The 19,568-nt window shown below is 65.3% G+C and carries 14 protein-coding genes; 4 read left to right on the top strand and 10 right to left on the bottom strand.

Annotation, left to right across the window (positions count from 1 at the left end; all coding sequences use genetic code 11):
- Positions 1-169: 169 nt before the first annotated feature.
- Positions 170-1,534 carry an HlyD family type I secretion periplasmic adaptor subunit gene (locus tag WBP07_RS01760; RefSeq protein WP_395393861.1) on the bottom strand — a complete coding sequence of 455 codons (1,365 nt, stop codon included), beginning with the start codon at positions 1,532-1,534 and terminating at the stop codon, positions 170-172.
- Entirely contained in the window at positions 1,531-3,381 is a 1,851-nt protein-coding gene (locus WBP07_RS01755) for a type I secretion system permease/ATPase (protein ID WP_395393859.1), read from the bottom strand. Before WBP07_RS01755 ends, WBP07_RS01760 begins: the two co-directional genes overlap by 4 nt.
- Positions 3,382-3,708: 327 nt before the next feature.
- Here WBP07_RS01755 and WBP07_RS01750 point away from each other — a divergent pair, with 327 nt between their 5' ends.
- Complete coding sequence (locus WBP07_RS01750; RefSeq protein WP_395393858.1) at positions 3,709-5,160, top strand: TolC family outer membrane protein; 1,452 nt, start codon at positions 3,709-3,711, stop codon at positions 5,158-5,160.
- Between the two features lie 133 nt (positions 5,161-5,293).
- Positions 5,294-6,595, top strand: a complete 1,302-nt coding sequence (locus WBP07_RS01745) for a cell wall hydrolase (RefSeq protein ID WP_395393856.1) — start codon at positions 5,294-5,296, stop codon at positions 6,593-6,595.
- Between the two features lie 6 nt (positions 6,596-6,601).
- Here the strand turns inward: WBP07_RS01745 and WBP07_RS01740 are convergent, their stop codons facing one another.
- The 4 genes from WBP07_RS01740 to WBP07_RS01725 all read right to left on the bottom strand — a co-directional run bounded on the left by WBP07_RS01740 (position 6,602) and on the right by WBP07_RS01725 (position 10,827).
- Complete coding sequence (locus tag WBP07_RS01740) at positions 6,602-7,540, bottom strand: endonuclease/exonuclease/phosphatase family protein (RefSeq protein ID WP_395393855.1); 939 nt, start codon at positions 7,538-7,540, stop codon at positions 6,602-6,604.
- Between the two features lie 77 nt (positions 7,541-7,617).
- The gene (locus WBP07_RS01735; RefSeq protein WP_395393854.1) at positions 7,618-8,544 is read right to left on the bottom strand and encodes a glycosyltransferase family 2 protein; all 927 of its coding nucleotides are present in this window, start codon (positions 8,542-8,544) and stop codon (positions 7,618-7,620) included.
- Positions 8,545-8,677: 133 nt separating this feature from the next.
- A complete protein-coding gene (locus WBP07_RS01730) occupies positions 8,678-9,478 on the bottom strand; it encodes a sugar transferase (protein ID WP_395393853.1) in 801 nt (266 codons plus the stop codon).
- 563 nt (positions 9,479-10,041) lie between these two features.
- The gene (locus WBP07_RS01725; RefSeq protein ID WP_395393851.1) at positions 10,042-10,827 is read right to left on the bottom strand and encodes a sulfotransferase family protein; all 786 of its coding nucleotides are present in this window, start codon (positions 10,825-10,827) and stop codon (positions 10,042-10,044) included.
- A 101-nt stretch (positions 10,828-10,928) separates the two neighbouring features.
- On the opposite strand from WBP07_RS01725, the gene WBP07_RS01720 reads away from it, so the two are divergent.
- Together WBP07_RS01720 and WBP07_RS01715 are read left to right on the top strand one after the other, a co-directional pair.
- Positions 10,929-11,108 carry a hypothetical protein gene (locus WBP07_RS01720; protein ID WP_395393849.1) on the top strand — a complete coding sequence of 60 codons (180 nt, stop codon included), beginning with the start codon at positions 10,929-10,931 and terminating at the stop codon, positions 11,106-11,108.
- A 74-nt stretch (positions 11,109-11,182) separates the two neighbouring features.
- Entirely contained in the window at positions 11,183-12,649 is a 1,467-nt protein-coding gene (locus WBP07_RS01715; protein ID WP_395393848.1) for an oligosaccharide flippase family protein, read from the top strand.
- Here WBP07_RS01715 and glgX read toward each other — a convergent pair.
- The 4 genes from glgX to glgB all read right to left on the bottom strand — a co-directional run bounded on the left by glgX (position 12,646) and on the right by glgB (position 19,560).
- The gene (gene glgX / locus WBP07_RS01710; RefSeq protein ID WP_395393846.1) at positions 12,646-14,457 is read right to left on the bottom strand and encodes a glycogen debranching protein GlgX; all 1,812 of its coding nucleotides are present in this window, start codon (positions 14,455-14,457) and stop codon (positions 12,646-12,648) included. The two genes, WBP07_RS01715 and glgX, sit on opposite strands and share 4 nt — an antisense overlap.
- Complete coding sequence (glgA, locus tag WBP07_RS01705) at positions 14,454-15,911, bottom strand: glycogen synthase GlgA (protein ID WP_395393844.1); 1,458 nt, start codon at positions 15,909-15,911, stop codon at positions 14,454-14,456. The genes glgX and glgA overlap by 4 nt, the downstream gene beginning before the upstream one ends.
- Positions 15,912-16,072: 161 nt before the next feature.
- On the bottom strand, positions 16,073-17,332 hold the full coding sequence (glgC, locus tag WBP07_RS01700; protein ID WP_395393842.1) for a glucose-1-phosphate adenylyltransferase: 1,260 nt from the start codon (positions 17,330-17,332) through the stop codon (positions 16,073-16,075).
- 50 nt (positions 17,333-17,382) lie between these two features.
- The gene (glgB, locus tag WBP07_RS01695) at positions 17,383-19,560 is read right to left on the bottom strand and encodes a 1,4-alpha-glucan branching protein GlgB (RefSeq protein ID WP_395395696.1); all 2,178 of its coding nucleotides are present in this window, start codon (positions 19,558-19,560) and stop codon (positions 17,383-17,385) included.
- Positions 19,561-19,568 lie beyond the last annotated feature (8 nt).

The following is a 19,568-nucleotide window of genomic DNA, read 5'->3' as shown; positions in this document are numbered from 1 at the left end:
GCGCATCCCCCGCGCCGGTGCAGGCAATCCGAAAGTCCCGGCACCCTGCCATGCGACACCCTGTCAGCCTGGCCTGCGCCGGTTCGGACCATCCCTTACGACACGCCGTCTTCGTCAGAACTCCGACGACGTGCCGCTTTCGGGATTCCCTGCTGGAAAGGTAACCGCGCTATTCACGCAGTGCGCGTTTCAATTGATCCGAAAGAGGGCGAACGATGTATTGCAGGATCGTTCTTTGCTGGGTCTGAATAAAGACTTCGACCGGCATACCCACGGAAAGCTGCGTCTTTCCAAGCTTCCGAAATTCTTCGTCCGGAACGGAGACAATGGCTGCGTAGTAGGCCGTATTGGTTACCCGATCCAGCGTACGGTCCGGCGCCACCTGCACCACGGCGCCTGTCAGTTCGGGAGTCGTACGCGCGCTGAGCGCGGTAAACCGCAAGTGTGCAGACTGCCCCACCGCCACCTGATCGATGTCCGTCAGGTGGATGGTGGCGCGCACGACAAGGCGATCGTGCGTGGGAACGATCTCCATCAGCGTATCCCCCGCCGGCACCACGCTGCCGACCGTGCGCACTACCAGCTTGTCCACGATCCCGTCCTGCGGGGCCCGGATGGCGGTGCGATCGTTCTGGTCGCTGGCCGCCGCATCCTGCTTGCGCAAGTCGGCGATCATCGTTTCCACTTGCGCCAGTTCCAGCGCGGCCTGACTGCGCGCGGCGCTTTGCAAGGATGCCATCTGCACCTGGAATTCGCCGATATGGGCCCGCGCCTCGGTCTGGCTGGAACGCGCAGAGGCCAGATCGGCATCCACGCCCACGGCCGAGCGTTCCAGCGCGTTGAGGCGATCCAGCGTGGTCAGGCGGTTTTCGTAAAGCTGGCGGGTCTGCGCCAGTTCCTGATCGACCAGCCGTTCCTGCCGGGAATAGGCATCGGCCTGGCTGGCGAACGTGGCCAGTTGCGCGTTCGCCTGGGCCACGCGCGCCTGCAGTTGCCGCTGTTGGTCGACGATGGCCTGCCGGCTGAGCTGGAAGCTGCGCCGCTCATCCGCGATGGTCGCGCTCACCTGCGGGTCGCTGCTCCGCGCCAGCAGTTCCTGCGGGAACGCCACTTCCCCGGCGCCGGACTGGATCGCACGCAGCCGCGCCGCGCGCGCCAGCAATTGGTCCAGCCCCAACCCGGTATACTTCGCCGCGGCGGAAGAGACGGTGCTGTCCAGCCGGATCAGTACTTGCCCCTGCCGCACACGGTCCCCATCCTTCACCAGAATCTGCGAAGCCACGCCGCCGAACGGATGCGAAATCTCCTTCACATGCGTCTTCACCGAGACTTCGCCCGGTGCGATCACGGCGCCGGCCATCGGCAGGAAGGCCAGCAGCCCGCCCACGCCGAAGACCATCACCGCCACTGCGCCCACGCCGAAACGGACCAGACGGTTCAACCCCTGTTCCGCGCGCCCGTCAAAACCGGGCGCGGGCGGTGCCAGCGCCGGCAACTGCATCTGCGGCGCCATTTGAGCGATCGGTGCGTTCATGACTGTATCTCCGCAGGAGTGGCGGGTTCGCCGGCGGGCGCGACCGCGGGCGTGGTTTCCGTCGAAGTTCCGGATGCAGGCGCAGAGTTCGCCCCGTCGACCGGCACCGGCCCATCCAGCGAATCCGCCGCCTCTGGCGTGGACGCACGCTCGATCTCCGCGTTGCGGCGCATGCGCCGGGTAAACTCGGCGACACCTTCGAACCGTTCGATCTTGCCGCCGTTCATCGCCAATATGTGGCTGACATGGGCGATCACACTGGGCCGGTGGGCGACCACCACCACCATGCCGCCGCGCTCGCGCACGCCCCGAATGGCGGCGCCCAGCGCCATTTCGCCCTCATAGTCCAGATTGCTGTTGGGCTCATCCAGCACGACCAGGAACGGATTGCCGTAAAGCGCCCGCGCCAATGCGATACGCTGTTGCTGCCCGGCGGAAAGCCCGCCTCCACCGGGACCGATCAGGTGATCGTACCCGTTTTCCAGCCGGACGATCAGATCGTGGCAATCCGCCGCCCGCGCCGCCGCCAGCACGGCCTCGCGATTGGCATCAGCGCGAAAGCGCGCGATGTTCTGCGCGATCGTTCCCCTGAACAGCTCGATCGACTGAGGCATGTAGCCGATGATCGAGGCAAGCTGGTCGCTGGACCACTGATCCAGCGTGGCCCCATCCAGCCGCACAGAGCCGCGCACCACCGGCCACACGCCGCATATCACGCGTGCCAGCGTGGTCTTGCCCGATCCGCTGCGGCCGACCACGGCCAGCGCTTGCCCGGCTACCAGTTGGAAGGACGCGTCCAGCAAGGTAACCGCGCGCAGCCCCGGCGGCGCGGCGGCAACCCCCTGCACGGTCAGGTTGGTGGTGGGCAATGCCAGCCCCATCGGCTCTATCCGCTCCGGCACCGATTCCAGCAGTTCGCGCATGCGGGACAGCGCCTGCCGGCTGCCGATCATCGCCTTCCAGTTGGCGATGATCTGCTCCACCGGCGCAAGCGCGCGCGCAGAGAGGATCGAACTTGCGATGATCACGCCGCCGGTGGCGCTGCCGTTGATGACCAGAAAGGCGCCCAGTGCCAGCGTGGCGGACTGTAGCAGCATGCGGAAGGCCTTGGTCAGCCCCGACATGGTGCTGGAAATGTAGGAAAACCGGTCGTTCGCGGCCAGATATTCCGCCTCTGCCGCGTGCCATTCGGCATGGCGCGCGCTGGCCATGCCAAGCGCTTTCAGCGTTTCCGCGTTTCGCAAGGTGGCCTCTGCCAGCGTCGCCCGCTGCGCGCCGGTGCGCACGGTGGCCAGCGCCAGCGGCTCCGTCAGGCGGTTGTTCACCACCATCAGCGTGACCAGCACCCCCACGCCCGCCAGCGCGATCAGACCCAGGCTCCAGTGAAACAGCGAAAGCACCAGCAGGTAGATGACGATCCACGGCAGGTCGACGATGGCCAGCGGCCCGGCCCCCGACAGGTAGGAACGCACGGTATCGACATCGCGCACGATCTGCGTGCCGTTGGGCAGCGCGCCCCGGCTCAGTTCGTATTGCGAGACGACGTCCAGCACCCGGTCGCTCAGGCGGCGCATGAACAGCGATCCGACATGGACCATGATGCGCCCGCGCACGACATCCAGCAGCGCCTGGAACCCATAGGCCAGCGCCACCAGCACCAGCAGGCTGATCAGGGAGGGCACGCTGCGGCTGGGCAGGACATCGTCATAGACCAGCAGCATGAAGAACGACCCGGACAACAGCAGCACGTTGTAGACGCTGCTGATCGCCAGCACCGGCGCCAGCACGCCCCGCATCGGCGCCACCGCAAACCGCATTTCCGGTGAGAGACGGATGGCCAGGATCATCGCGCTTCTCCCGCCTCGATCGCCGAAAAGGCCGTCTGGCCGATAGCCCGGCGCGATACAGCATCCCGGTTCACACCCCGCCACGCTGCGCGAATTCTGGCCCGCGCGACGTGAATTCTTTCCGAAACGGACATGAATTCCTCCCTAATCGAGCAATCACACCCTGCATCGCACCGGCAATTGGTATAATCACCAAATACTATTAATTCAGTAACCAAATATTGTCCTGCACGAAGTTCAAGAATTTCATCGATAACGGAGGGAATATCGATGCAATCGCGGTCTCCGAAACGAAAAACCAAGCAAAAGTCCGTCGCCATTCTATACATGCTTGCGATCGGAACTCACTCCGCGCCTGTACATGCCGATACTTTGGGGGAGGCCATTGCCAAGGCCTACACGCGCAATCCCGCGCTGCAGGCAACCCGATCGCTGTCGAAGGCCGCGGATGAAGCGGTGGTGCAGGCCAAGGCCGCCTACGGCCCGACGATTGGCATCACCGCCAGCCATACCTACACGACATCGCGCACTTCCATTCCGGGAATATCCGTTTCGGAGCACGGCTTCGCCACGGACGCCGAAATCTCCCTCTCGCAGCCGCTGTTCACGTCCGGGCGACTCGGCGCCGGGGTCGATGCCGCCACCGCCGAACAGTTGGTCGCGCGGGAGGAATTGCGCGCGCAAAGCCAGAAATTGATCCTGGACGTGGTGGATGCCTACGTCTCGCTGCGGCGCGACATCGAACTCTATGGCGTTGCCTGCGACATCTATCGCCTGCTGCTGCAGCAGCGCGACACCACCAGCGCCCGCCTGCGCCTGCGCGACGCTACCGAGCCCGATGTCGCGCAGACCGAAAACCGCATGCAACTGGCCGCCGGTCGCGTGATCGCCGCGCGCGCCGGCGTGGAGGCCAGCGCCGCGCGTTACCGCAATGTCGTGGGCAATTATCCCGAAACGCTGGAGCCGCTGCCCACGCTGGTGGCCCCGCCCACGCTGGAAACGCTTTATGTGGAGGCGGAAAGCAACAGCCCCGCCCTGCTGGCGTCCAAGTTCACCGAACTGCGATCCCGCGCCACGCTGGCCGCCGCCCGTGCGGAACGGGGCCCTTCGATCGATGCCTTTGCCTCCGCCCGCCGCACGCCCCTCAGCGACTATGAGAACGATCGCTATACCAAGGCGCTGATCGCCGGGGTCAGCCTGTCGATGCCGCTCTACACCAGCGGACGCATCACATCCTCGGTGCGAGAGGCGATTGCCCGGAACGAGGCGGACCAGCAACTGATCGAACAGGCCCGGCGCGATGTGCGCGAATCCATTGCGGACGATTGGAACCTGCTGCTTTCGGCGGACCAGTCCCAGCCGCGCTACGATGCGGCGGTGCGCGCGGCGCAAAGCGCGGTGGACGGCGTGAAGCAGCAGGAAACCGCCGGCATCCGCACTTTGCGCGATGTGCTGGACGTCACCAACGACTTGCTGACCGCCCGCACCAGCGCCGCCCAGACGGAGGCGGACGCCTATATCCGCAAAGTCGCCGTACTGCGCGACGCCGGGCTGCTGGATATCGCCATGTTCGAACCCCAAATCGCCTATGACCCCGATGCCTACCATCCGCCGCTGGCGGCGCTGGCGGGGCTTCCGCTGCGCCCGCTGATCGGGCCGATCGACCGGCTGCTGCTGAATCAGGGCGTCAAGCCCGCGAACGTGGACCGGGAAAACGCGGCCACCTATCGCTGGCCCGCGACCGTTCCCGATCCACTCGCCCCGGAAGCGGGCAAATAGGCCGATGGCGCAGGCAGGCGCGCTTTCGCCACGGCTCGACCGGCAGAGGTCTATCGGGCGGCGCCCAAGCCGCGCTATACGCGCGCCGATGGCGGAGCTTACGGCAAGTCCTCAGCTCCGGGCGGGGGGGCTGATGGCCCCGCTCCTGCTCGTATTGCTGACCGGATCCTCGGCACTGGGTGGGGCCGTTGCGGGGGGCAGTGGCACCGCCGCGCCGGTTTCCCGCCTGTTCGCCGGCATGTCCGTAAGCCTGAGCGCCTTCGCCCTTCCCCTGCCCGTCCTACCCGTTCTGCCTGCACCGGCACCAGGCGGCATGCCGGACGATGCCGCGCGGGAGGCGGCGCAGCGGATAAACGCCTCCATCCCCTTTGCCTCCACGCCCGAAAGGCCCGCCGCGCCCTTCCGCTTCGCCGGATCGCCGGAAGACCGCCTGCGCGCGATCGACTGCATCGCCAGCGCCGCCTATTACGAGGCGGGGGGCGATCTGGACGGGCAGCGCGCCGTGGTTCAGGTCGTGCTGAACCGGATGCGCCATCCGGCCTTCCCGGCAAGCGCCTGCGGAGTGGTGTTTCAGGGTGCCGAGCGACAGACCGGCTGCCAGTTCACATTCACTTGCGATGGTGCCATGGCGCGGCGGCCAATCCCCTGGCTGTTCGACAAGTCGCGCGCGATTGCGGCGAAAGCGCTGGACGGCGCCGTGTTCGCGCCGGTCGGCCATGCCACGCATTACCATACGGACTGGGTGGCCCCGCCGTGGAGCGGTTCGCTGGACAAAATCGCGCGCGTGGGGCCGCACTTGTTCTTCCGCTGGCGTGGCGGTTGGGGAAGCCCGGCCGCGTTTCACCAGCGCATCGATCCGGGAGAGCCGATGATCGCGCCGCTGGCGCCGATTGCCGCCAGCATGTCGCCCGATGCAGCCGCCTCCGCAGACGGCGTGCCGGGGGCCGCCGGCGCAGTGATCCCGGCCGTGGCGCTGACCCAGCCCGACGCCATTGCCGCCGCCAGCACCGATCTCACCTCACCGGACCTTGCCGGTGTCGACCTTCACGGTGCCCACCTGAAGCTGCTGAAACCGTCCGGAGACGCCTTCGGCTTCCTGCTGCCACGCGCCATGCCCGGCGCATTCGGCCTGCTGGCGCTGGACCTTTGCCGATCCCGCAGTTTCTGTGAAGTGACGGGTTGGGTGGACGGCGCCGAAGTCCCGCGAAGCTATCCGATCCCGACCAGCGCCCGGCGGACCATGGCGTTTCTCTACGTCCGCGATCAGTCCAGCCACCGCGAAATGATGGCCTGGGACTGCAAGCTGTTCCCCCGCGCCAATCCCGCCGAATGCTTGCGCAAGGTGACCGCGCCAAAGCTTTCCGCAAGCGGCGCGCCCGTGGCGAAACCCGAACCGCCGGCCAGTCCCCTGCAGCCTGCCACTACGCTACAGTAAACGGGGCTACGATTGGCCAGCAGGAACCGGGCCGGTATCCGGACGGCACAAGTCCGCCACATATCCGCGATGGTCCGAACCCAGATCGGGCGAAACGCGCAGGCTTTCCACCTGCCAGTTCCGCCCGACCAGCAAGTGATCGATCTGCCAGAGCCCCGGATTCGTCATGCCGTTCCAGCTTGCCGGCCAGGTCGGGCGGCTGGCGCGGGTGACGGTCAGGCCGTTTCGCGCGGCGAAATCGCGCAAGGTCCACATGCGGGGCGAAAGATTGAAGTCCCCCATCACGATGGCATTCGCGGGATCAGCCAGCGCCGCCTGCGCTTCCAGCAGTTCTTCCTGTTGGCGCCCCAACGGCAGCGGGTGGGAGAGATGCAGGGCGATGACCGAAAACGATCCAAGCGCTCCCCCATCCGCAAACCCCATGCGAACGGCGGACAAGGCGCGGCGATTTTCCGGATCGCCATGGGCCAGCGATTCCGCCTCCGAAGGCGCGATATGCGTGAAAAGCATTGTCGAGCAACGGCCATTGGGAAGGCAACTGCGATGATGGGCGAAGCGCTCCGCCATCATCGCCCGCATGTCCTTGGAACTCTTCTCAAGTTCCGCAAAGCCCAGGATCTGCGGGTGTTCTTGGGCTACCCAGCTTGCAATCGGTTCGGGAGCGACCGGCCCGTGCGCGTTGATCCAGGCAACGCGCAGTCGCGGCGCGGACGGCGCGCACCGGGAAGGCACCGCGCCTGCCGGCAATGTGGCCAGCAGTCCCAGCACCAGACCGCATGCGCCGATGACACGCGCTGAGGTGGTCCTTCGGCGCACCATCAGCGACAGCGATCCCAGTACGACCAGAAGCGCCGCCGGCAAGGCCGCCAGATTGGCCATGTCCAGCAGCGGGAAAGCCCCGCCCAGGCGCCCTGCGGCAAGGACCAGCAACCCGGCCCCCACCACCACGACTTCCAGATAGTTCGCACAACCGCGCAGGCGACTGCCGGATGCGGGGTTACGGCTGCGAAGCGTGCGGTATGTCAGAGACCCTCCACCCTTTCGGGCGTCAGCCGCCCCCGCATCAGATCGGCAATGCCGATCCAGTTGCCTTTGACCCGCCCCACGCGATCCACCCAAGGTTCGGGCCAGAACACTTTGGCATGGTTCGCCAGCAGGTTGCGGGTCATCAGCCGAGCGGCGGTTCCGACCGACATCGTACCCTTGCGGGCAAGATAGGGCGGATTGATGATCTGTGAATAGCCAAATCGCACGCCGGAGATCCGTCCCGACTTGATCCCCATGTGTACGCCGGAAAACGCGAACGTCTTGACGATCCGCCCCTGCCCACGCAGCGAGGCGGCAAAGTCGACATCCTCCTGCCAGCCATAGAGCTTCAGCCTTTCGTCGAAACGCTGCCCGGCGATGGCCGAGGTGCGATAGGCCATGTTGCAGCCATAGAGCCCGTCCAGCGAACAGACGATGCAGTTGGGGTGGAAATCCCGGCTTTCGTGTTCGGCCAGAATATCCCGCGCTTCCGAATGCGAAATGCCGGAGGTGCATATGCCATCGCGCAAAACGTTACCGGTGGCCCCGGCAACATCGGGATGGGCCGCGAAGAATTCCGCGATCTTCTCCACGCTGTTGCGCGCCGGCACGAAATCGTCGTCGTAGAACATGACGACGTCGTACCGCCCCGCCAGCCAGTCCAGCGCGCGATTGCGCTGGGCGCAGAGGCCCTTGGGGCCCATGACCACGTGCACGCCTTCGCTTTCGGCAAAATCATCGGGCAGGTCCCCCGCATGCACCACCGAAAACAGCAGCACATCCGGCCGGCGGGTCTGCCGCGCCATTTCGGCGATGCATTGGGTGATGAGTTCGGGTCGGCCAAGGCTGGCCACCACCACGGCCACGCTTGGTTGCCCCGTGGCTTGCGCCATGGGTTCGATCCGTTCCGGAAAAGCGTTCATGGCCCCTCAGTCCCTCGCTTGCACCAAGATCGCCGCGCATTGCGGCGAAAAGCTGCCCATTTCGTCCGCTTCTGCCCCTGTCGGACGTTTCGAAGAGGCGGTGCTCTCCGCCGCGCGCTAGCGGTTTTTTTTTTCAGTAGGAACCGCGCGCCAGCAGGACCACGGGAACGGTCTTGCAAAGCAGCCAGAAATCCAGAACCACGCCCTTGCGGACCACGTAGGACACATCCAGCTCCACCCGGCGCTGATAGGACGTGTCGCTGCGGCCGCTGGTCTGCCAGAGACCGGTCAGGCCGGGACGGACCAGGCAATAGTGCTCGAAATGCCGGCCATAGCGCCACACCTCTTCCTCGACGATCGGCCGCGGGCCGACAAGGCTCATGTCCCCCCGCAGCACGTTCACCAATTGCGGAAATTCATCGAGGCTGAGCCTGCGGACGATGGCCCCCACTTTGGTGACACGCGGATCGTCGCGCAGCTTGCGCGTCGCGTCCCATTCGCTTCGGGCGGCGGGATTGGCGCGCAGATGTTCGCGCAACAGCGCGTCGCCATCGGTCTTCATCGAACGGAACTTGAGGCAATCGAAGTAGCGCCCGCGATAACCGATGCGCCTGTGCCGGTAGAAGATCGGCCCTGGATCGCCACAATAGAGCAGAACGGCAAGCATCAGCAGTACTGGCAGCAGAAAGACAAGTATTGCCATCGAAGCAGCGATATCGAAACCACGCCAGCAAAGCGCTTCGGCCGCACTCGTCCGCCGGGCCAATGCGATGCCTGGCGTAGGTGCGGCGGTATGGGCTTCCTGGGCGGTTGCCGGCTGGGCGGATTCCGATCGGGAAATCTCAGCCTGCGAAATCTCAGCCTGGACAGCGCCACTCTCGTCCGGTTCGGATCGATCGGTTTCCGGCAGCATCCATTCGGGCAGCGCGGGCACCGGTCTTGACGGACGCAAGTCTTCCGAATCCCATGCCGTTGGATACCTCCGGGCGGCGCGCCCTCCCCTGGGGCCAGCCTCCCGAGTGTCATCGACGACATCGTCATCCTCAAAGTAAAAGCTGCGCAATTCCCCGTCGCGCATTCTGTCGAGATCGGCTTCGCGCAAGCGGGCACCGTCCTGCAAACAGGCTGGTGGAGGCATGGCGGAACCATGACGAAGTATCCGAAGCATGGAACCGGCCATTTCCCCCCTCACACAATAAAAAGAATTGCCCCCTGATTTACCAAACCTATCAACCAACCTTTCGCTGTCGCAACACGAACCCCTTCCAATCCGGATTATTTCCGCGAAACATTGACCGAACTGGAATGAATTACAGACATTAGGGATCAGTACTTGTTACGATGCCCGCAAAGTAAATCTTTCAAGCATTTGCCACGGGCCGATGAAAAACGGCATGCATCGTCATCAACGGCCATTACAGGCCACAACCATCCCGACTTCGAATGTCATGCAATGCTGCACCGCAATATCGCCTGGGAATTGCGGCCAGAGCGCTTTCAACCGAGCAGGAATGCGGCTCGCAATCGCTCATAACGCTCGGCTACGATGGCCTGCCGGCGTGGCGAGAGGTCCAGCGGCGCCATGTATTCCGGCGCGCGGGCAAGGCCGGGTTCGATCCGCCCGTGAAGACCGCTGGCAAACGGATCGCCGCCCCCGCCACGACGGGAAGCCGCCAAGCTGACGTAGCGATTCTCCAGCACCGGTGCGATGTTCAGCCGATCGGAAATCCGGCGCAGCGCCCCTTCGGGATCGCCCATCAGAACGTCGTGCGTGATGCCGACGCGCCGATGCTGCGGATAGCGCGCCCACAACTGCTCCAGCCTCGCCAGACGCATCGCGTAGTAGTCCGCCCCCTCGTCGAGAGTGGTGTATTCGTCGCGATCCAGGCGTTGGAACAGCGACACGATCGAACGGATCGCCTCCTCCGGCCGGCGGATCACGAAGATCGCGCGGGAATCGAAGAAGTCGGCAGGCACCGCGTCGTCGTGACGGTCATGCAGCACTTTGTCGAACAGGAACCCGGCGCCGGGTTTCCAGCCGCCGCGCCGCATCTGGTTGAGCGCCAGCCGGCCCAGTGCATCCCGGCCATCATGGCGGACGTGGGATTCGCCATATCCGCTTACATCCGGCCGGGAACAGAGGATGTTGGCCAGCGCGGTGGATCCGCAGCGCATGTGCGCCAGGATGAACAGGCAATTGGTAAAGCGATAGCGCGGCACCGCGCGGCTGATCGCCCAGCCGGCCGCGCGCTTGGTCGATTCGCGCAATTGCACTGCCACCATATCGAATCCCCCTTGCGCGCCGCCACGTGGCATCGCGCGCTTCCCCTGCGGGCAGAAGCATTGTGGGGGAAGCACGGTCCGCTCGGCAAGCGGCGGCCGGCGTGATCGCCTTCGAAATGGACCTAATTTCGCTGCGGCACATCTGCCGCGGCACAAGCCGCCGCTTGCCGGTCCACACGCCGATCGCTGCCGAAAGCGAGACGGCCCGCCGCCATGCGCCGCGCCCATTTGCCACGAAAAGTGATCTATCGCCGGACGACGCCCATGCGGCATCGACCTAATGGTTTTCCCATGGATGGGCCGCTCCCCGGCCCGCCTCCATCGACGTCGATCACCTGCGGAGCCCTTCATCACCATGACCGAAGCAGTATTGAGCCGGGTCGGACGATCGATGGTGATCCGCAGCAGCGCAAAGGCCATCTTCGCCTTCACCGCCCGGTCGCTGCAACAGGTTTCCACACTGGTGATGACGCTGCTGGCGGCGCGGTTCCTGCCGCCCCCCGAATACGGCGTCTATGGGCTGGGCATCGTCTTCATAATCCTGATCCAGACTTTGACCTACACCGGGTTCTACCAGTTCGTCCTCACCGCGCGCGAGGATGACGCGCTGGTGCTGTCCACCTGTTTCTGGCTGATTTTCGCACTGGTCAGCCTGGCCTCCGGGCTGCTGGCGCTTGCCGCCTATCCGCTGGGATGGCTGTTCCATTCGCCGGATCTGGGCCCGGTACTGCTGCTGCTGCTGCTGATCCAGCCGCTTGCCAGCATCGGCGCATGGTCGTCCGCCGCGCTGCTGCGCCGCAAGGCGGTGATGCTCAATTTCCAGATCATGTTCGCGCAGAATCTGGTCGCGCTGGTGGGTGGGGCCCTGCTGCTGTGGTTCTGGCACTCGCTCTATGCGCTGGTCGCCTTCCGCTATCTGCGCGTGATCAGCGGCACGCTGCTCTATGCCACGTTCGCCAGAGACTGGCCCAGCTGGCGCTTTTCCCAGGCAATCGCGCGCCGGGCGACGACCTTTTCCAGCGCACTCTACGGATCGCGCATGCTGGACTTTCTGGCCCTCTACGCCGCGGACCTGCTGCTAGGCGTGCTCCATTCGCCATCGGCGGTGGGCCTCTATCGTTTCGGCAATCGCCTCGCCACCGGCGCCAGCGAGATGCTGACCCTGACGATGAGCAACTTCGCCATCACCCAATTCGGGGAAGACGCGCGCAAGCAAAACGATCTGGCCCGCACGCTCGCGCGGTTTTCCGGCACGATCGCGCTATTGGCCGGCATCGTGGCGGCCGTGCTGATCGTGTTCATCGGGGACGTTATCCCGCTGTTCTTCAACCCGGCCTACGCGGCCGCGCTGGGCGTTACATATGCCATGGCGCTGCGCGGCCTCGCCGGGACCGGCCAGATGCTGGTCGAACCCGCCTTCTCCGCGCTGGACCGAACAGGCTGGGTCATGCTGTTCAATCTGGCGACCGCCGTCGTGGCGACGACGGCGGTGGTCGTGGCGACGCCATTCGGTCTGGCCGCGCTGGCCTGGACGCAGGCGACAGTCGTGCTCTGCGCCACAGCCTGGGCGTTCTACCTGATGAAGAATCGCGGCGGCATCGACACGGGGCCGGCGGTTCGGAACTTCATCGGGGCCTGCCTGCTCTCGCTTGCCTATGGCCTGACCCTCTATGCCGCCCGGCGCTGGCTGCTGCCCCTGCTGTCGCTGCCACCCCTGCCCGGTCTGGCAGCGGGGCTGCTGGGCGCAACCGCGCTGGCGCTGGCATGTCTGGCCATCGGCGTGCGCCTGCGCCTGTTCAGCCTGAAGGCCTTTTCGGGCTAGAGTAGCCGCTCCGGCACCGAAACCCGGACATCGCGGCGATTGCGATCGACCGTCACGCGGAAAGTGGCGGCGGCGGTTTCGTAGACGAAGCCGGCGCTTTGCGCATTCTCCCAGTCGGCCACCGAAATGTCCTGCCCGTCGGGCCGCAGCCAGCGGATCGGTTCCGGAAAACGACGGAACCAGTGGAGGTGCCGTGCGCGTTCCCCCGCCAGTGCCGCCACATGGTCCTCCAGTTCGCGATCACGGCTTTCCCAGTCCACCCAGCCGATGGCATTGTCCTGACAATAGGCGTTGTTGTTGCCGTGCTGGGTGCGGCCGAATTCGTCCCCCGCCGTCAGCATCACTGTGCCGGTGGAGGCGAACAGCGTGCCTAGCATCGCCTTCAGGTCGGCCTTGCGCGCGGCGCGTATCTGCGGATCGTCCGTCGTGCCTTCCGCCCCGTGGTTCCAGCTGTAGTTCTCGCCGTGGCCGTCTCGGTTGTTTTCTCCGTTGGCCCAGTTGTGGCGGTTTTCGTAGGATACCGTGTCCGCCAGCGTGAAACCGTCATGCGCGGCCAGGAAATTGACCGAGCGGCAGGCGGCACCGGGTTGAACTGGGCCGAACACGTCGGACGATCCCGCCAGCCGCGTCGCCAGCGTGCCGATGCCTTCGTCACCCCGCCAGAAGCGGCGTACGTCGTCGCGAAAGCGGTCGTTCCATTCCAGCCAGTTGCTGGGGAAGTTGCCCAGTTGGTAGCCGCCAGGGCCGACGTCCCACGGCTCTGCAATCATCACGCGGGTGGAGAGCACCGGATCGGCGGCGATCGCCGCGAAGATCGGCGCGGCGGGATCGAAGCCGGGGCCGCGCGCCAGCACCGGCGCAAGATCGAAGCGGAAGCCGTCCACGCCGCATGCCGTCACGAAATGGCGCATCGCGTCCAGCACCAGATCGCGCACTGCCGGATTGGCGAAGTTCAGCGTATTGCCGCAGCCGGTATCGTTGATCAGCGTGCCATCCGGTGCGTGGGAATAGGCCGCATTGTCCAGCCCGCGCAGCGAAACCACGCCGCCTTGCGTGTCGCTCTCCCCGGTATGGTTGAACACCACGTCCAGCAGCACGCCGATCCCCTCGGCATGGAGCGCCGCCACCGTGGCGCGCAGTTCGGCCACGCCGCCCGAGCAGAGGCCGGGATCGAGCGCCATCATCGCCACCGGGTTGTACCCCCAGGCGTTGACGAGGCCGAGCGGCGTCAAGTGACGCTCATCGATCCACGCCACGATCGGCATCAGTTCGACGGCGGAAACGTGCAGCTTCTTCAGATGCGCCAAGACCGCCGGATGCGCGAGGGCGGCTACGGTGCCGCGCATGTCCTCCGGCACATCGGGATGCAGCTTGGTAAAGGCGCGGACGTTGACTTCGTAGACCAGCCCGCCCGGCGCGAAATGAGCCGGCTGCGGCAATACCGGCTCCAACGGCGCGGGCACCACGGCGCGCGGCACGATGTCGGCGGTGTCCGCGCCGAACTGGGCGAGGCGCGGGTCCTGCACGAAGCGACGGTCGAGTTCGAGCGCGCGCGGATCGACCAGCAGCTTGGCGGGATCGAACCACAGCCCGCGCGAGGGCGCCCACTCACCGGCCGCACGGTAGCCGTAATGCAGGCCGGTCAGCGCGCCGGGTAGTTCCAATGTCCAGTTAGGTCCCTGCCGGGTCATCGCGTGGCGCGTCTCTCCCGCGTCGTCGAAGCAGCAGAGCCAGACCATGTCGGCGGCCGGGGCACGCACCGCAAAGCGCGTCACCCCGGCTGCCAGTTCGACGCCCAATCGGCTCATGCCGCGATCTTGTGATAGAGCCTTGCGTAAGCCGCGCCGCTGGCTTTCCAGGAGAAGTCCGCCTTCATCGCGTTGCGCTGGATCGCGGCCCAGGTTTCCGGCTCCTGCCAAAGCTCCAGCGTGCGGGTGAGCGCGGCGGCCATCGCGTCGTAATGGACGCCATCGAACTGGACTCCGGTGGCGACGCCGGCCGCCAGCGCGGCGGGATTGGCGTCGATCACGGTGTCCGCCAGCCCGCCGGTGCGCGCCACCACGGGAATGCAGCCATAGGCGAGGCCATAGAGCTGGGTCAGCCCGCAAGGTTCGAAGCGGGAGGGGATCAGGATCGCATCGCCGCCGCCCTGCATGCGGTGCGACAGGTCCTCGTCATAACCGAACCGCAGGCCGATGCGGCCGGGATGGCGCGCCGCGCCTTCGCGCAGTTGCCGTTCGATCGCACGGTCCCCGGCGCCGAGCAGCGCCAGCCGTCCGCCGATGCCTGCCAAGTGGTCCAGCACTTCGGGCAGCACGTCCATGCCCTTCTGCCAGGTGAGGCGGCTGACGGCGATGAACAGCGGGCCGTCATCCTCGTCCAGCCCGAACTCGATCTCCAGCGCGCGCTTGTTGGCCTTGCGCTTGTCCAGCGTGCGCGCGGTGTAGCGGGCGGACAGCGCCGGATCACTCGCCGGGTTCCACAGTTCGGTGTCGATGCCGTTGAGGATGCCGGAAACCGCATTGCCGCGCGCGATCACCAACCCCTCCAAGCCCATGCCGAAGTTCGACGAGCGGATTTCGCGCGCGTAAGTCGGGCTGACGGTGGTGACCGCATCGGCGCAGGCGAGCCCGGCCTTCAGCATGCCAAGGCCACCGTGATATTCCACGCCGTCCATCGTCCAGGCTGCGGTGGGCAGGCCGGTGCTGGGGAAGATCTCGGCACCGAACCAGCCCTGGAACGCCATGTTGTGGACCGTGACCACCGAGGGGACGCGGCCTTCCTCCCCGCCAAGCGGAGCGAAGCGCAGATAAGCGCAGGCCATCGCCGCTTGCCAGTCGTGCGCGTGCAGGACGTCGAAGCGCTGCGGTTTGCCACGGCTGAGCACAGCACCGCCGGCAATATCGGCAGCGGCCCGGCCGAAGGCGGAAAAGCGCCGCCAGTTGTCGCCCCAGTCGCGACCGGCGCCGTCGGTGTAAGGCGCTCCGTCGCGCGTGAAGAGCAGAGGCGCGTCCAGTACCAGCAGCGGATATCCGTCGATCTTGGCCGAAAGCAGCCGCGCCGGAACGCCCAGAAGCGATTCCCATGCGTGAACCGCTTTCGCCCGCCCGATCGCCTTCAGCACCGAAGGATAGCCGGGCAGCAGCGTGGTCACTTCAACGCCGTTGGGTGCCAGGGCGCCGGGCAATGCCCCGGCGACATCGGCCAGCCCGCCGGTCTTGATTAGGGGAACCGCTTCGGATGCGACCGACAAGACTTTCAATTTATTACCCTTTGACGACGATTGAAAATCCGCCGCAGGCGGATTTTGACGGCACCGGCCCGCTCCCCCACCCGACCTCCCACGAGTGTATCCTGATGGGAGGTCGGGTGGGGGAGCGGGCCGGTGCCGTCTCGAAAATGCGTTTCACGTATTTTCCAAATTCAGAGGTCGAGGCGCTCGATCATGCGCTTGGTGATCAGGCATACGCCATTGTCAGTGCGGCGAAAACGCTGCCCGTCCAGAACGGGGTCTTCTCCCACCACCAGCCCCTCCGGAATGCGCACGCCGGAATCGATGATCACGCGGCTGAGCCGGGCGTGGCGGCCGATGTTGCAGTAGGGCAGGATCACCGCTTCGTTGACGGACGAGTAACTGCCCATCTTCACCCCCGTGAACAGCAGCGAGCGCCGCGCCAGCGATCCGGAAACGATGCAGTCCTGACTGATCAGCGAGGATATCGCCTCGCCCCGGCGGCCATCCTCGTCATGCACGAACTTGGCGGGTGCGGCGACGACGGTGTCGGTCCAGATCGGCCAGTCGCGGTCGTACATGTTGAGCTTGGGCACGGTGTCGGTCAGGTCGAGGTTGGCGTCGAAATAGGCGTCCACGGTGCCGACGTCGCGCCAATATTCCTCGATCTCTTCCGCCGCGCGGATGCAGGAATTGGTGAAGCGGTGCGCCTGCGCCTTCCCGTGCTTGACGATGTAGGGGATGATGTCGCCGCCGAAATCGCGCTTGGAATCGGGCTCCTCAGCATCGCGGCGAAGCTGTTCGAACAGGAACTCCGTATCGAAGACGTAGATGCCCATGGACGCCAGGCAATTGTGCGGATCGCCCGGGATCGTCGGCGGATCCTTCGGCTTTTCCAGGAAAGAGGTGATCACGTCGTTCTCGTCGACATGCATCACGCCGAAAGCGGTCGCCTCCTTCTTCGGCACGACAAGGCAGCCCACCGTCACGTCCGCGCCGGAGTTGACGTGCTGCTGCAGCATCAACTCGTAATCCATCTTGTAGATGTGGTCGCCCGCCAGGATCACCATGTACTTGGGGCTGTACGAAGCGATGATGTCGATGTTCTGGAACACCGCGTCCGCCGTGCCTTCGTACCACAGCATTTCGGAAATGCGCTGGCTGGCGGGCAGAATGTCGAAGCTTTCGTTACGTTCCGGCCGCATGAAGTTCCACGCGCGGTTCATGTGCCGGATCAGGCTATGCGCCTTGTATTGCGTCGCCACGCCGATGCGGCGGATGCCGGAATTGATCGCGTTGGAGAGCGCAAAGTCGATGATGCGGCTCATGCCCCCGAAATAGACTGCCGGTTTGGCGCGATTGTCGGTCAATTCGGCAAGACGGCTACCCCTCCCCCCCGCGAGCACATAGGCCATGGCGTCGCGTGCGAGCGGCGATCCGGAGGTACGCATCTAAATCACTCTCCTTAGGCATCCTGAGCCCCAGACATGGGCGCGCGTGTTCAGTTTCCGTCGAATTCCAGCATGATCGTCGCCAGTGGCGGCAGCGTGACGGTGGCGTGGCCATCGGCAGCGGTAACGTGCCCCAGATTGCCTTTGCCACCGCCGCCGTAGGTCAGCGCATCGGTGTTGAGCACTTCGTTCCAGTTGCCCGCCAGCGGCAGCGGCAGGCGATAGCCGGTCAGCAGCGCCGGGGTCATGTTGGAGATCACGGCGATGGGATTTGCATCCGGAGCTTTGCGCAGCCACGCGAAGACCGAGTTTTCGGCATCGTCCACCACCAGCCATTCGAAGCCGTTGCCGTCGCAATCGCCGGCATGGAGCGCCGGCTTGGTGCGATAGAGCGCGTTCAGGTCCTTCACCAGATTGCGCACGCCTTCATGCGCGGGGGCATCGCGCAAGTCCCAGTCCAGCGCGCGTTCTTCGCTCCATTCGCGGCGCTGGGCGAATTCCTGCCCCATGAACAGCAGCTTCTTGCCGGGATAGCCCCACATCATGCCGTAATAGGCGCGCAAGTTGGCGAACTGCTGCCAGTCGTCCCCGCTCATCTTGCCCAGCAGCGATCCCTTGCCGTGGACCACTTCGTCATGGCTGAGCGGCAGGACGTAGTTCTCGCTGAAGGCGTAGGTCAGCCCGAAGGTGATGTCGTTATGATGATAGCGGCGATGCACCGGATCGCGCGCCATGTAGCGCAGCGTATCGTGCATGAAGCCCATGTTCCACTTGAAACCGAAGCCAAGAGAACTCGCGCGTTTTCCGTCGTCGACTTCGTAGGCCGGCTGGGTGACGCCCGGCCACGCCGTCGATTCCTCGGCAATGGTGATGACGCCGGGATGCTGGCCATAGATCGCGCGGTTCACGGCGCGCAGGAAGTCCACCGCCTCCCAGTTCTCACGCCCGCCCTGCGCATTGGGCAGCCACTCGCCCTCCTTGCGCGAATAATCGCGGTAGAGCATCGAGGCGACGGCATCCACGCGCAGCCCGTCCACGTGATAGCGGTCCGCCCAGAACAGCGCGTTGTTGACCAGGAAGCTCACCACCTCGCGCCGGCCGAAGTTGTAGATCAGCGTGTTCCAGTCGGGCTGGAAGCCAAGGCGCGGGTCGGCATGTTCGTAAAGCGCGGTGCCGTCGAAACGGACGAGGCCGTGCTGGTCGGTGGGGAAATGCGCGGGCACCCAGTCGAGAATGACACCCACCCCCGCCCGGTGCGCGCCATCCACAAAGCGCGCAAAGCCGGCCGGTTCGCCAAAGCGGGCGCTGGGCGCGTAGAGCCCGGTGGTCTGGTATCCCCATGACGGGTCGTAGGGATGCTCGCTGATCGGCAGGAATTCGATATGGGTGAAGCCCATTTCGACCACGTAGGGGATCAGCCGGTCCGCCAGATCGTCCCAATTGAGGAACCAGTTCCAGCGGTCGCGCTGCCATGATCCGGCGTGCACTTCGTAGATCGACACCGGCACCTTGCGCGGATCGACCTTGGCCCAGTGCGCGCGGTGCGCCTCATCCCCCCAGTCCAGCTTGGCCGGATGCGCGGTCATAGAGGCGGTGGCGGGGCGGATTTCCGACATGAAGGCGAAAGGATCGGCCTTCAGCGGCTGCTCCATGCCGTCGGCGCCGACGATGTGGTACTTGTAGGCGCGATAGTCGGCGATGTCGGGGATGAAGATCTCCCACACGCCGATATCCTTGCGATCGCGCATGACGTGGCGGCGCGGATCCCAGTCGTTGAAATCGCCCACAACGCTGACGAGGCGGGCGTTGGGCGCCCAGACCGCGAAGTGGACGCCGCCGGTGCCTTCATGGCTGATGATATGGGCACCCAGCTTGTCGAACAGCCGGAAATGCGTGCCTTGCGCGATCAGCAGATCGTCCAGCGGACCCAGCACCGGCCCGAAAGTATAGGGATCGGTGACCAGCCACTGATGGTGCCCATCCGAACAGCGGTAGCGGATCGGCTGCGGCTGAATGATCAGCTTGCCTTCGAACAGCCCGCGATCGTCCACTTTGCCCAGCAGGCCCAGCCGCCGCCCATCCAGGCTGAACGCCTCCACCTCTTCAGCCCCGGGCAGGATGGCGCGCACGAACGTACCATCGGGCCCGGGCAGGACGCCGAGAAGCGAGAACGGGTCGGCATGAACGCCTTGAAGGAGAGCCTCTATCGCACTTTCCGGTGGTTGCAGACTGTCCT

This window comes from Novosphingobium oxfordense, from assembly GCF_044029435.1.
In the GTDB taxonomy this organism is placed as follows: domain Bacteria; phylum Pseudomonadota; class Alphaproteobacteria; order Sphingomonadales; family Sphingomonadaceae; genus Novosphingobium.
This window is presented reverse-complemented; position numbering and strand designations above follow the sequence as displayed.